Source organism: Streptomyces sp. TLI_053, assembly GCF_900105395.1.
In the GTDB taxonomy this organism is placed as follows: domain Bacteria; phylum Actinomycetota; class Actinomycetes; order Streptomycetales; family Streptomycetaceae; genus Kitasatospora.
In genome coordinates, this window is record NZ_LT629775.1 from 9,346,112 (window position 1) to 9,357,789 (window position 11,678).

The window sequence follows — 11,678 nt, forward strand, 5'->3', positions numbered from 1 at the left end:
GCCGGATCCCGCCACCTGACGCGGCCGGTGGGTGGCGTCCCCCGGCGGTTCCGGTTACCGCAGCAGGAAGTCGTGGACGGCCTGTCGGCCGGCCGGGTTCTCGGCCCGGTTCTGGACCGAGTGCGCCGCGCCCGGGACGATCACGATCTGCGGACGGTGCGTCAGTTCGGCCTGCTCGTAGAGCAATTCGTACGGCGTGGAGAGGTCCCGGTCGCCGCCGAGCAGCAGGACCGGCACGTCCGGCAGACGCTGGTGCTGGGGCGGCGCCGGCGGCACCTGCTGGCGCGGCCAGTGCAGGCAGACCAGCATGCTGCCGAGCCCGGTGGCGGTCGCGGCGTCGTACGGCCAGGTCTGCTCGGCCGTCAGCCGTCGCCGGGTGTGTTCCAGTGCCGCCGGGCGGCCCGCGACGGGGGTGTCGGTGGTGCCCCAGGGGAAGCGGGAATCGGCGCACAGGGCTGCGGCGTGCAGTCCCTGGCTGAGTTCCCCGGCCGGGGCGGTGTCGACCTGCCGGTGGACGAACTCGAAGAACTCCTGGAGCTTTTCGGGTCGCCCGGCGGCGGCCTCGTGCAGGATCTCCGGGACCCCGCCGTAGTCCGGGTCGACGAACTCGTAGCCGGTGAGGGCTCCGAGGAGCCGTGCCCCGTTGTCGTAGCGCCGGACGGTGGCGGCGAGGTCGGCGGCCGGGTCGGTGGTGCAGCCGGTGGCCCGGCAGGCGGCGCGCAGTACCCGGGCGGTGGCGGGCAGTGCCGCCAGGTCGAGCGGGTCGAAGCCCTGCTGCGGCACCACCGAGTCGAGCACCAGCCTCGCCACCCGCGCCGGGTGCGCGAGCGCGTACCGTTCGGCGACGAAGCTGCCGTAGGAGACGCCGTCCAGGGTCAGGCGCCTGGCGCCGAGGGCGCGGCGGAGCAGGTCGATGTCGGCGACGGTGTCCGCCGTGCTGTAGTGGCGGGCGTCCGGGCCGAGGGCGGCGGCGCAGTCGGCGACGGACTGCCGGCGCGGGACGGCGAGGTCGGAGGACCCCATGTCCTCCTGGAGGCCCGGGCACTGCAGCGCTCCATGGCCGGTGCCGCGCTGGTCGAACATCACCAGGCGGTAGTCCTCGAGGACGGGTTCCAGCCTGGCCGCCATCCGCTCGATCATCGGGATGCCGGGTTGGCCGGGGCCGCCGGTGAGGAACAGCAGGTCGCCCCTGGGCGCCGCGCTGTTGCCGGTCATGGCCACCCGGAGGCCGAGGGTGCCGGGCGTGGCGCCGCTGTGGTCGAACGGGACGGTGAGGGTCCCGCAGAGGAACCGGGGGGCCTGTGGGCAGGGTGCCTGCCCGGTGATCCCGCCCCCGCCCGCACCGCCGCCGGGCAGCGCGGCCGCGGCGGCGAACCCGGCCGAAGGACCGGTCAGGGTGCTCCCGGTGAGCACCGCCACGGCGCCCAACAGGGCGGCGACGCGCCCCCGGATGCTCGTCATGCTCGTCCTTCCGGCTTCCGATCGTGCCGGACCCGTGCTGACCCGGCGACGGAAGCAGCCTGCCCCCGCGGACGCCCCGACGGCCCCCGACCGGCGCACGACGCGACCGGGAACCGCCCACCGGAACCCGAACGGCCGCAGGAACCGGACACCACCGTCAAGGAGTCGTTGTCGAGCGGCCGCCGGCCGCCGGGAGGAGTTGGACGACACCGACCCAGGGGGAGTCGCCCGTCTTCTGGAACGCGCGGACTCTCCACCGCCCTGCGGACAGCGGAACGGTGGCCTGGTCCGGCCGGCCCCTGCCGTCGGGGTAGGGGACGTCGAGGTCCTTGCCGGCCTCGGCCGCGTCCATGAGGACCGCCGGACCGTCCGTCTCCCAGAGACCGCACTCCTCCCACGCCGTCGCCGGGTCACTCAGCGCGGCCTCGGCGGCGGCGATCGGTTCGGCGTCGGAGTCGGCGGCGAGCCGGCGCACGAAAGCCCTCGGTCCGGGCAGGAAGCAGGTGCCGGCCGGCTCGTCGCCCAGCACCAGTGCGCAGGCGCTGTCGTGGCCGCGCAGGCCGATCACCCCGGCGAGGTCGTCGACCTCGCAGGCCCGGTCGTAGTCGTCGGGTCGGCTGCCGTCGCCGACGATCCTGCCGTCCTCGGTGCTCCCGCTCCAGTACCGCAGCGCGGACACCGGGACGACGACCAGTGGACCACCCATGGATGGCACCCAGGCAGGCCCGGGGGCTGCGAGGACGGCATGTCGTTCGGTACTCATGCACGCAGCGTGCCACCGACCAGTGACAAGCAAGGAACGCGGGCGGGTTCGGCCGGGGCGGCGGGCAACGGCCGGGACCGGGCCCGGCCGGGAGGGCGGGCGCTGTGTTACGTTCCGGGACAAGGGGGCGACATGGACGGGACGTCGGGGGCAGCACGCGAGGAACTCGACCGGCTGGGCCGGTCGCTGCGTGACCAGATGGTCGTACTGATCACCGGACTGACCGTCCGTGTGCACCTGCGCCGGTTGTCCGTCGGCGAGCCGAAGGTCGCCGACGAGAGGGATCCGTCGCGCTACCACTGTTCGGCGATGTACCAGGGTGATCGTCCGGCGAGGAGCACGGCTGCCGGGACGGCCTCCCGTGCGGTCGATCTGCTTCGCGCGGCGGGCTGGGAGGTCGCGGTGTCGGAGGAGGACGACGACGGGCGGCTGTGGACGGTGGTCGCCGCCCACCGGGACGGCAGCACCGTCCGGGTCCTGACGAGCGACGACACACCCGCCGTGGTGTTCCGGGGGTGGACACCGGCTCTGGTGCTGCGCCCGTCGCAGCCGGCCGGGAGCCCGGAGCCGGAGCCGGAGCGGACGCCGGGGACCGTCACACCCGGCTATGTGCTGTGTTACGAGTGCGACGGCCTGGGGCGCTGCCCGGGGTGCGGCGGCCGAGGATGGGTTCCGCGCACGTCCGACGGGTCCGACCGCAGGAAGCGGTGCGGGGAATGCGCCACGAGGAGGGTCTGCCCGATCTGCCGGGGGGCTGGCCAGTTGGCGGTCCACGATCTGTCGACGTACCAGCGCGGCTACTACCCGGACCTGGCGCAGGACTGACCGAGGCCGTGCGGACAGCCCCGGGCCGGGCCGGAGTGGTGTCGGCCCGGCCCGGCGGATCACCCGCGCAGCGAGGCGACGGCCTGCTCGATGCGCCGCTGCCGCGTCTCCGGCTTCTTCGCGCTCTCGACGGCGCGCACGTGCTCGCGCTTCCGGTTGAACGAGAGGCGGTCGTACGCGGCGCGCGCGGCCGGGTCGGCGGCTAGGGCCCGGGCGAAGTCCGCGGGTTCGTCGACGACGCGGGGTTCGGTGTCGAGCTGGACGTCGACCTCGACCTCCTCGCCGATCTCGACCTCGGCGGCCTGCCGGTTGGCATTGCTGAGGCCGAGCAGGTGGCGCCCGCGCAGGATGGCGACGCGGCTCCGCCAGGAATGCCCGTTGACGGTGATCGTCACCGGCGGCCGCGCGCCGCCGCCGAGTGCCGCCACCACCTCGGGCGGGACCTCCAGTCCCCGCATGGGCTCGGGCGGTTCGACGAGGGTGCGGAACTTCACGGGGTGCTCCTTGACGGTCGGTCGGCGCGGCCGGTGTCGGCCACGGACCACAGCTTCTCGCGTCCGCCGCGGGGACACATCCGTAGTGACCACGGAGAGCACTGCGGAGAGCGCCACGGAGCCGCTCACGGAGGCCGACCGTCACCGGGCGGGCCCGGTCCCGCGTCCCAGGTCCCGCGTCCCAGGCCCCGTGTTCCAGGTCCCGTGTTCCAGGCCCCGTGTTCTAGGTCTTGAGATAAGGCTTCAGGGTCGGGCTCCAGGACTTCTCCATCTGCCGGAACTCGCCCGGGCACCGGTCCGCCCGGTCTTGCGGCAGGACGCCGTCGGGGTTGCGCTCGGTCTGGACGACCGGGGCGTACCGGTCGGGGTCCGAGCCGTAGAGCCAGCACACCCAGTTGAAGTAGCGCTGGGCATTCAGCGAGTGCTCGTCCGCGTAGGCCTTCAGCGGCTCCTCACCCTTCGCGGCCGCGTCCGCCAGCGCGGCGTAGGCCGTGATGGTGCTCAGCGCGTATCCGACGTGGCGCTCGTCGCCGGAGGCGAGCAGCAGGGCGGACAGCTGGTCCGCCGCGTCCTCCTCCTTGCCCACGACCGGCAGGTCGTACAGGCTCACCAGCGCGTGGCCGAGTTCGTGGAGGACTGCCTCGTTGGTCACGCCGACGAGGTCCTGGTCGAGCTGCGCCGAGCGTTCCTGGGCGGTTCCCTCGGTCTGCTGCTCGGCGAGCAGGGGCGCGAGCGCCTCGAGGTACTCGTAGCAGAAGGTGATGTCCCGGGCCTGCGGGTCCCAGAACGCGTTGGCCTCCCCGCAACTGGCGGCGTGCAGCGGGATGTCCCGGGGCAGCACGACCCGTTCCGAGGCGTAGGCCGCGATGTCCTCGAGGACCGCGTTCTGCGAGAGGAAGGCCTGCATGTTCTCGTCCTCGGGTGTCAGACCCGCCTCGTAGGAGGGGACGAGCACACCCTCCTCGGCGGGCTCCGCGACCCGCTCGACCGGTGCGCGCGCCCCGGTCGTGGCCCCGGCCCCGACCGGAGTCCCGAGCAGCCCCACCAGCGCGAACGGCACCGCCGCCGCCCACCGTAACCGGCCCCCGCTCCTCCAGCTCACGACGACCACCTCGCCGGCTCGATCCACCGCTCCCCTTCAGCATGCGCCCACCCCCGCACCGCCTGCATCCGCTGCGGAGGGGGCGCGCCGGCGGCGGGGCGGGGCGACTCCGCCGGACCGGCTTCCCGCCGGAGGCCCATGTCCGGGGCCCCATGTCCGGGGCCCACCTTCGGAGCGCGTCACGAGGCGGGCCCGTCACGAGGCCCGTCGGGGGCCGTCAGGGAGTGAGCGCGCGGAGCAGCAGCAGGCCCTCGGCGGAGGGGCTCCCCGGTGCGGCCTGGTAGACCACGAGCTGCTGGTCCGGGGCGCTGTTGACCGTCAGCGTCTCGTAGTGCAGGTCGAGGTCGCCGATCCGGGGATGGTGCAGCAGCTTGCTCCCGCCGGTCTTTCCGTGCACCTCGTGGCGGGCCCACAGCCGGCCGAACTCGGGGCTCTTCAAGGAGAGTTCGCCGACGAGTTCGATGAGGAGGCGGTCCTCGCGGTCACGGCCCGCGGCGGAGCGCAGGGCGGCGACGGCGTCGTGGGCGGCCCGGTCCCAGTCGCGGTGGAAGGTGCGGGCGGCCGGGTCGAGGAAGGTCATCCGGACCAGGTTGTCCACCGGGGCGAAGGCCGTGTACAGCGCGGCCGCCGGCGGGTTGAGGGCGAGGACGTCGAGGGCCGGCCCGACGACCAGGGCGGGGGTGTCCAGGCTGTCCAGGAGGTGCCGCAGCGCGGGCGAGGGCCGCCCGGGGGCCCGGTGGCGCGGCCGGTGGGCCGGGCGCGGGGCAGCGAGGCGGAGCAGGTGCGCGGCGGCGTGCTCGTCCAGGCGGAGGGCCCGGGCCACCGCGTTCAGCAACTGGGCGGAGGGGGTGCGTTCGCGGCCCTGTTCCAGCCGGGTGTAGTAGTCGGTGCTCACCCCGGCCAGCACGGCGACCTCCTCGCGGCGCAGTCCGGGTACCCGCCGGTGGCCGACGCGGGGGATGCCCACCTGGTCCGGCGTGAGGTGTTCCCGGCGGGCCCGCAGGTACTCGCCGAGGGGGTTGTCGTGCTGCCCGGCCCGCCCCGCACCCTGCGCGCCGCCGTCCCGGGGCCGGTCGTCCCGGGGCCGGTCGTCCCGGGGGCCGCCGTCCCGCCGTCCGTCGGGGCGTTCGAGCGGCTGCGCTGGTCCGTCGGTGTGCATGCGGTCGAGGCTACGGGGCGGCCGGGGCGGTGCGAAGCCCCGAGCGGGGGTGGGCCGCACCCAGGAACACTGCGGCCTGGAGGCGGCGGCGACCCGCTGCCAGCGTGGAGGGCATGAGCAATGACCTGCACCGTCCCACCGACACCGCCCGGCCCGCCCTGCTCGACGTGTTGCGCCGCACCGACCGCGACCCCGGGCGGCGCATCCTGTTCACCGGTGCCACCGTCGTCACCATGGACCCCGCCCTCGGCACCCTGGCCACGGGTGACCTGCTGGTGGCCGGCAGCACCGTCGCCGCCGTCGGCCCCGACCTGCGGACCCGCGGCGACGCCGCGGACGCGGTGGTGGTCGACGCCACCGGCACGATCCTGGTCCCCGGGTTCGTCGACACCCACCGCCACGCCTGGCAGGGCCAGCTGCGCCGGACCGTCCCCGACGTCGACGACCTGGCGGGCTACGTGGGCACCACGCTGGCCCGGTACGCGCCCGTCTACCGCCCCGAGGACATGTACGTGGGGACCAGACTCGCCGCCCTCGGTGCCGTGGACGCGGGCATCACCACGATGCTCGACTTCTCGCACAACTCCCGGACGGCCGCCCACTCCGACGCGGCCGTGCAGGCGCTGCTGGACACCGGGATCCGCGGGATCCACGCGGCGATGGGGCCGCACTTCGGGGACTGGGACCGGCAGTGGCCGGCCGACCTCGGCCGACTGGCCGACCGCTTCGGCGGCGGGCTGGTGACCTTCCGTCTGGCGGCCCTCGCGACGGCGGAGATCGCCGGACCCGACCTGGCCTTCGGGCCCGGGCTGGCCCGGGTCGCCGCCGAACTGGGCATCGGCGTCAGCGTGGACGCGGTGTTCGGCGAGGCCTCCTCGGCGGCTGTGCTCGACTGGGAGCGCGAGGGCCTGCTCGGCGAACGGCTGACCCTGATCCACGCCACCGGGCTGACCGGTGAGGCGTGGCGGGCGATCGGGGCGAGCGGCACCCGGGTGTCGCTCGCCCCGACCTCCGAGGCCCAGATCGGACTGGAGGACGCCGTCCCGGCGGTGGACGAGGCACTGGCGGCGGGCGTCCGGCCCGGCCTGAGCATCGACGTCGAAGTGGCGCTGGCGAGTGACATGTTCACCCAGATGCGGGCGCTGCACGCGATCCAGCGGATGCGCGCCGTCCATGCCGTCCACGGTGCCCGGGCCGTACCCGGTGCCCGGGCGGTGGGCGCCGTCCCGGCCGTACCCGGGGCGGACGGTCCGCCGGAGCGCATCACCACCGCCGACGTCCTGGACTTCGCCACCCGCCAGGGCGCCGCCACCGTCGGTCTCGGTACGACGACCGGCACGCTCACCCCGGGCAAGCAGGCCGATCTGCTGATGATCACCGCCGACGAGATCAACAACCTCCCCCTGAACGATCCGATCGGCACCGTCGTCCTCGGCGCGGACGCCCGCAACATCGACACGGTCCTGATCGCGGGACGCGTCCGCAAGTGGGCCGGGCGCCTGCTGGACGTCGACCTCCCGGCCCTCCGGGCGGAGGCCGCGGCCTCCCGCGACCACGTCCACCGGGCGGCGGCGGGCGGCGGGCGACAGCCTCGGTGACTGTCCGCGCGTGAACGGGGCACCCGCTGCTGGGACGGACCGGGAGCCGTCGTGGCGGTGGCCGGAGTCGTCCGCACGCCCCCGGAACGTGCGCGGCGGGCCACTCGCGGCTCGCGGATCGGCCGACCGCGGCCCCGTCGCCCGCAGCAGTGGGACGTCGTGCCGGCGGGCGCGGACGGAGAGGAGCGACGCCATGACATTCCAGCACCCGGCGCGCAAGGGCCCCGACGGCGAGCGCGGGCGGTTCGAGCGGTTGGCCGAACTGGCGTCGAACTTCACCGGTTCCCCGGTGTTCGCGGTGTTCTGCGTGGGCCTGGTGATGTTGTTCGTCGCGGTGCACCTGGCGGGGTTGTCGGCCGAGTGGCAGATCCTGGTGGGCGACTCGATGGCGGCGGTGGCCCTGTTGCTGCTGGCGATGCTGAAGAACGCCGAACGGCGGGCGGAGCACGCGATCCAGCGCAAGCTGGACGCGATCGCGCGGGCGCTGCTCGAACAGCAGGAGGGCGAGTGCGGTCGGGCGCACGAGGACCTGAAGGCGGCTGTCCGGATGGAGGAGCGGCTCTGACCGCCCGTGCTCCCCGCCTCCGCCGACCGCCTGCGCTCCCTGCCTCAGCCCCGCCCCCGCCCCGCCCCCGCCCTGCCTCGGGACACCGGCTCAGTCCGGGGGCTCGGCGAGGCCGTGCCGGGCGCGGTCCGACCGGCCGCGGTCGGGGTCCGGGTCGGGCTCCGGGGCCGGCGGCTCCGGCGGGACGGGCCGGCCGGGCGGGGCCGGCGGGTCGGGTGTCACGGGCGGCCGGCCCGGCTCCGGCGGCGCCGGCGGGACGGGCGTGGGCATCGGGACGAGGTCGGGGTCCGGCGGGACGGGGACGGTGCCCATGGGCGCGGATCTCCTGTCGGTCGGTGACGGGGGGACGGGCGACGGGTACGGGTTCGGGCCCGGTCGACCCGGAGGGGTCGACGGCGCGGCGCGGGTGGTCGGTCCGGGATCTTCCATGCTCCCCGAATATCCCCGATCCGGAGATGCAAACCGGTTGATCCCTGGGCAATGGACCCGAAACCCACCATCGTCGAAACCCGGAGTCGCCGAAACGGGCAATCGCCGAAACCGGCAGTCGCCGACACCCGTGATCGCCGACCGGTACCCCGCGTCAGCCGGGCCGACGGTGCCGGGGTGACGTCGGCCCGGCCCCCTCGACGGGGCTCCCCGGTGCGCCGGCCGCCGGTGCGCCGTCCGGGTGCTCGCCGGCGGCGGGCCGTTGCAGCGCCCGGCCGACCACGCTCCCGCCGTAGACGGTGAACCCGACCCCGATCAGCCATGCCTGCACGACCAGGACCGTGCCGACGGTGCCGTAGGAGACGGCGTTGGACACCAGCAGCGGCGCGAAGACCAGCCGGGAGAACAGCCGCAGCCCGGCCAGGGCCGCCATCGTGGCGACCGCCCCGGGCAGCAGACTGCGCCACGGCGCCCGGGGACCGAGCAGCAGGCGCGGCAGCCACCAGAACAGCAGGACGCCGCCGATCACGGTGGTGGCGATGCGCAGGGCGGGCTGCGCGTCGGTGCCGTGCCCGGGCACGCCGCTCCAGGCCGCGAGCACCAGGTAGGCGGTCACGGCGGCCAGGGCCACGGCCTGCCGCCACACGCCGTGCCACGGCCCCGCCGGAAGACCCCAGATCCGCTCGTAGGCGGACTGCATCGCGCCGGTGAGGGAGACGCCGAACACGGCCAGCGCGGCGAGGCCGAGACCGGTGGTGGTGCTGAGGATCTGCCCGCGCGAGCCGAACAGCGCGCCGACGGACCGGCTGCCTCGGGCCGTGAGCCCGAGACCGTCGGTGATCCACTGGGCGATGCCGTCGCCCCGGGCGGGGGAGGCCGCCGCGATCACCATGAGCAGCGGGACCAGGGTGACGAAGAAGAGGGCGGCGAAGGCCAGCGAGCGCTGCATCAGCTCGATCTCGCGGCCCTGCCGCCACACGCGTCGGCCTGCGGCCGCCAGCCGGTGCCCGGCCGCGGGTACGGCGGTGCTCGTCACAGTGCCACCTCCGTCGGGGGTCGTCCGCGCGTCTGCCCGGCCGCGGCAAGGGCATGCCCGGATCAGCGGACCGGGATCGGCAGGACGAGCTCGTGGTGGTGGCCGAGGAACGGAACCGCGGGGTCAGAGCCGCACGGCCAGGGGCCCCGCGTCGATCTCGGCCCAGACGCTCTTGCCCCGCTCGTGCGGCACCGCGCCCCACCGGTCGGAAGCCTGCTGCACGATGTACAGGCCGTGCCCGCCGGGCAGGCCGGGCACGTGCGGGCGCCGCGGTGCGGGCAGGGCCGGGGACGTGTCGCTGACCTCGATCCGCAGCCGCGCGGGGGAGAGGTCGAGGACGAGTTCGAGCGGGCCGTCGGTGTGGAGCACGGCGTTCGCGGTGAGCTCGGCGACCAGCAGCACGACGTCACCGGCGTCGGGCCACGCCCAGTCGGTGAGCGCGGCGAGGGTGAACTCCCTGGCCCGCGCGACGGGTTTGGGCTGCCCGGCGAAGGGCATCCGGCGGCGCTGGTGCCCGCCGGCCGGCAGTACCGACCCGACGGACCCGACCGTGTCGGTGCGCTTCTCGTCCAGGGTCTCCCGGCGAGTGTTCATGAACGGGTGCCCCTTCGGTTCGGCGCTCTTCGCCGGTCTGCTTCCCGCCCGGCTCCGGTTCATGCACGGGTGCCCCGGACGTGCCAACGCCACCCGGCCGTCACGCGCGTTCACCGGGGTACGGCGAGCGCGTCACCGACCGTCGGGTGGAGCTGGAACACCGTGTCGGCACCGGTGAGTTCCAGCAGCCGCAGCACGGTGGGGGAGGCGGCCGCGAGGCGCAGCTCGGCGCCCGCCGCGGTGGCGCTCATTCTGGCCTTGAGCAGCAGGTTGAGGCCCGAGGAGTCGCAGAAGCCGACCTGTCCGAGGTCGACCACGAGGATCCGCGGACCGGTCCGGAGCGCCTCGTCGAGGGCCTGCTCGGCCGGGGGGAGGGTCTCGATGTCGAGGTCGCCCACGAGGACGCACACGGCGGTACGGTCGTCGACCGGTTGCGGCCGGGCGGTGGTACCGGTCGCGGTGGCGGCCGCCCCCTGGGCGGCCGCTGGGTCGTTCTGGGTTGGCATGGTCGTCCCCTCCACGGATCTCCTCACGACCTTACGCGTACGGGCGGTCAGGCCGAAACGGCGGCCGCCGGGCACGGGTGGTGTCCGGCGGCCGGGTGCTGCGGCCCGCTCAGCCGCCGTCGAGGCCGCGGCGCAGCTGCTGGAGCGTGCGGCTGAGCAGGCGTGACACGTGCATCTGGGACAGGCCGAGCTGTGCGCCGATCTGGGACTGCGTCATGTCCTGGGTGAACCGCATGGACAGGATCAGGCGATCGCGTTCGGGCAGCGCGGCCACCAGCGGTTCGAGGGACACCAGGTCCTCGACCAGGTCGAGCCGTCGGTCGTGCTCGCCGAGGCGGTCCGCGAGCGGGCCGGTGCCCTCGTCGTCGCGGCCGCCGACCAGGTCGATGGAGTCGGTGCTGTGCGCGTTGGCGGCGGTGAGGCCCTCGACGACCTCCTCCTGCGACAGCGACAGGTGCTCGGCGAGTTCGGCGACGGTCGGGGCCCGGTCGAGGCGCTGGGAGAGCTTCTCCTGGGCCCTGGCGAGGGTGATGCGCAGTTCCTGCAGCCGCCGCGGCACGTGGACGGCCCAGGTGGTGTCGCGGAAGTGGCGGCGTATCTCGCCCAGGATGGTGGGGACGGCGAAGGTGGTGAACTCCACGCCGTGGTCGGGGTCGAAGCGGTCGATCGCCTTGATCAGGCCGACCGAGCCGACCTGGAGCAGGTCGTCCGTGCTCTCGCGGTGCGAGCCGAAGCGGCGGATCACGAACCGGACCAGCGAGAGGTTCACCTCGACCAGGGTGGAGCGCACGTAGGAGTACTCGCGGGTGCCCTCCTCCAGGGTCGCGAGCCGCGCCAGGAGCACCCGAGTGAGTTCCCGGGCGTCGGCCGGTGCGACCTCCCGGGGGTCCTCGACGTCGGCCAGCTCCGGGAGGGCCGGCCGCGTCGGGGCGGGTACGGCGGCGGTCCCCGGCCCGGGTGCGGGGGCGACCGTCCGTCCGTGCGCGGCGGTGGCCCCCCGCCCGGGTGCGGCGGCAAGTGCCGGGCCGGTCAGGTGCTCGGGCGTGGCAAGGAGGATGTCGTCACTGGTCGTGGCCATGCCGGTCCTTTCCCTCGGTGGTGCGGTCCGTCCCCCCGCTACCCGCTCCTGCGGAGGGCATGCCTGAT

General features: G+C 74.9%; 13 protein-coding genes. 3 read left to right on the forward strand and 10 right to left on the reverse strand.

What is annotated here, in order from left to right; all coding sequences use genetic code 11:
- Positions 1 to 54: 54 nt before the first annotated feature.
- Together BLU95_RS38810 and BLU95_RS38815 are read right to left on the reverse strand one after the other, a co-directional pair.
- Positions 55 to 1,461, reverse strand: a complete 1,407-nt coding sequence (locus BLU95_RS38810) for an alpha/beta hydrolase (RefSeq protein WP_093864153.1) — start codon at positions 1,459 to 1,461, stop codon at positions 55 to 57.
- 157 nt (positions 1,462 to 1,618) lie between these two features.
- A complete protein-coding gene (locus BLU95_RS38815; RefSeq protein ID WP_093864154.1) occupies positions 1,619 to 2,167 on the reverse strand; it encodes an Imm21 family immunity protein in 549 nt (182 codons plus the stop codon).
- Between the two features lie 189 nt (positions 2,168 to 2,356).
- Between BLU95_RS38815 and BLU95_RS38820 the strand changes: the two genes are divergently transcribed.
- On the forward strand, positions 2,357 to 3,049 hold the full coding sequence (locus BLU95_RS38820) for a hypothetical protein (RefSeq protein WP_093864155.1): 693 nt from the start codon (positions 2,357 to 2,359) through the stop codon (positions 3,047 to 3,049).
- A 59-nt stretch (positions 3,050 to 3,108) separates the two neighbouring features.
- On the opposite strand, the gene BLU95_RS38825 is transcribed toward BLU95_RS38820, so the two are convergent.
- The 3 genes from BLU95_RS38825 to BLU95_RS38835 form a co-directional block, all read right to left on the reverse strand.
- Positions 3,109 to 3,543, reverse strand: a complete 435-nt coding sequence (locus BLU95_RS38825; protein ID WP_231978116.1) for a YdeI/OmpD-associated family protein — start codon at positions 3,541 to 3,543, stop codon at positions 3,109 to 3,111.
- Positions 3,544 to 3,766: 223 nt separating this feature from the next.
- Positions 3,767 to 4,645, reverse strand: a complete 879-nt coding sequence (locus tag BLU95_RS38830) for a DUF4344 domain-containing metallopeptidase (RefSeq protein ID WP_093865443.1) — start codon at positions 4,643 to 4,645, stop codon at positions 3,767 to 3,769.
- Positions 4,646 to 4,862: 217 nt separating this feature from the next.
- Positions 4,863 to 5,804: a helix-turn-helix domain-containing protein gene (locus BLU95_RS38835; protein ID WP_093864156.1), complete on the reverse strand. Its 942-nt coding sequence runs from the start codon at positions 5,802 to 5,804 to the stop codon at positions 4,863 to 4,865.
- Between the two features lie 113 nt (positions 5,805 to 5,917).
- Here BLU95_RS38835 and BLU95_RS38840 point away from each other — a divergent pair, with 113 nt between their 5' ends.
- Both BLU95_RS38840 and BLU95_RS38845 read left to right on the forward strand, forming a co-directional pair.
- Complete coding sequence (locus tag BLU95_RS38840; RefSeq protein ID WP_093864157.1) at positions 5,918 to 7,402, forward strand: amidohydrolase family protein; 1,485 nt, start codon at positions 5,918 to 5,920, stop codon at positions 7,400 to 7,402.
- A gap of 193 nt (positions 7,403 to 7,595) precedes the next feature.
- A complete protein-coding gene (locus BLU95_RS38845; RefSeq protein ID WP_093864158.1) occupies positions 7,596 to 7,967 on the forward strand; it encodes a low affinity iron permease family protein in 372 nt (123 codons plus the stop codon).
- Between the two features lie 90 nt (positions 7,968 to 8,057).
- On the opposite strand, the gene BLU95_RS38850 is transcribed toward BLU95_RS38845, so the two are convergent.
- From BLU95_RS38850 to BLU95_RS38870, 5 genes are all read right to left on the reverse strand, one after another.
- Positions 8,058 to 8,279 (reverse strand): hypothetical protein, encoded by a 222-nt coding sequence (locus tag BLU95_RS38850; protein ID WP_093864159.1) that lies wholly within the window; start codon positions 8,277 to 8,279, stop codon positions 8,058 to 8,060.
- Between the two features lie 271 nt (positions 8,280 to 8,550).
- The gene (locus BLU95_RS38855) at positions 8,551 to 9,432 is read right to left on the reverse strand and encodes a YhjD/YihY/BrkB family envelope integrity protein (protein ID WP_231978117.1); all 882 of its coding nucleotides are present in this window, start codon (positions 9,430 to 9,432) and stop codon (positions 8,551 to 8,553) included.
- Positions 9,433 to 9,555: 123 nt separating this feature from the next.
- Positions 9,556 to 10,026, reverse strand: coding sequence for an ATP-binding protein (locus BLU95_RS38860; protein WP_093864160.1), 471 nt, complete (start codon positions 10,024 to 10,026; stop codon positions 9,556 to 9,558).
- 110 nt (positions 10,027 to 10,136) lie between these two features.
- Complete coding sequence (locus BLU95_RS38865; protein WP_093864161.1) at positions 10,137 to 10,532, reverse strand: STAS domain-containing protein; 396 nt, start codon at positions 10,530 to 10,532, stop codon at positions 10,137 to 10,139.
- A gap of 109 nt (positions 10,533 to 10,641) precedes the next feature.
- On the reverse strand, positions 10,642 to 11,610 hold the full coding sequence (locus BLU95_RS38870; protein ID WP_093864162.1) for an RNA polymerase sigma factor SigF: 969 nt from the start codon (positions 11,608 to 11,610) through the stop codon (positions 10,642 to 10,644).
- Positions 11,611 to 11,678: the final 68 nt, after the last annotated feature.

Bases quoted from the DNA above. Each gene is read 5' to 3' on its own strand.
- BLU95_RS38810 (WP_093864153.1), bottom strand. From the start codon at position 1,461: ATGACGAGCATCCGGGGGCGCGTCGCCGCCCTGTTGGGCGCCGTGGCG.
- BLU95_RS38815 (WP_093864154.1), bottom strand. From the start codon at position 2,167: ATGGGTGGTCCACTGGTCGTCGTCCCGGTGTCCGCGCTGCGGTACTGG.
- BLU95_RS38820 (WP_093864155.1), top strand. From the start codon at position 2,357: ATGGACGGGACGTCGGGGGCAGCACGCGAGGAACTCGACCGGCTGGGC.
- BLU95_RS38835 (WP_093864156.1), bottom strand. From the start codon at position 5,804: ATGCACACCGACGGACCAGCGCAGCCGCTCGAACGCCCCGACGGACGG.
- BLU95_RS38840 (WP_093864157.1), top strand. From the start codon at position 5,918: ATGAGCAATGACCTGCACCGTCCCACCGACACCGCCCGGCCCGCCCTG.
- BLU95_RS38845 (WP_093864158.1), top strand. From the start codon at position 7,596: ATGACATTCCAGCACCCGGCGCGCAAGGGCCCCGACGGCGAGCGCGGG.
- BLU95_RS38850 (WP_093864159.1), bottom strand. From the start codon at position 8,279: ATGGGCACCGTCCCCGTCCCGCCGGACCCCGACCTCGTCCCGATGCCC.
- BLU95_RS38860 (WP_093864160.1), bottom strand. From the start codon at position 10,026: ATGAACACTCGCCGGGAGACCCTGGACGAGAAGCGCACCGACACGGTC.
- BLU95_RS38865 (WP_093864161.1), bottom strand. From the start codon at position 10,532: ATGCCAACCCAGAACGACCCAGCGGCCGCCCAGGGGGCGGCCGCCACC.
- BLU95_RS38870 (WP_093864162.1), bottom strand. From the start codon at position 11,610: ATGGCCACGACCAGTGACGACATCCTCCTTGCCACGCCCGAGCACCTG.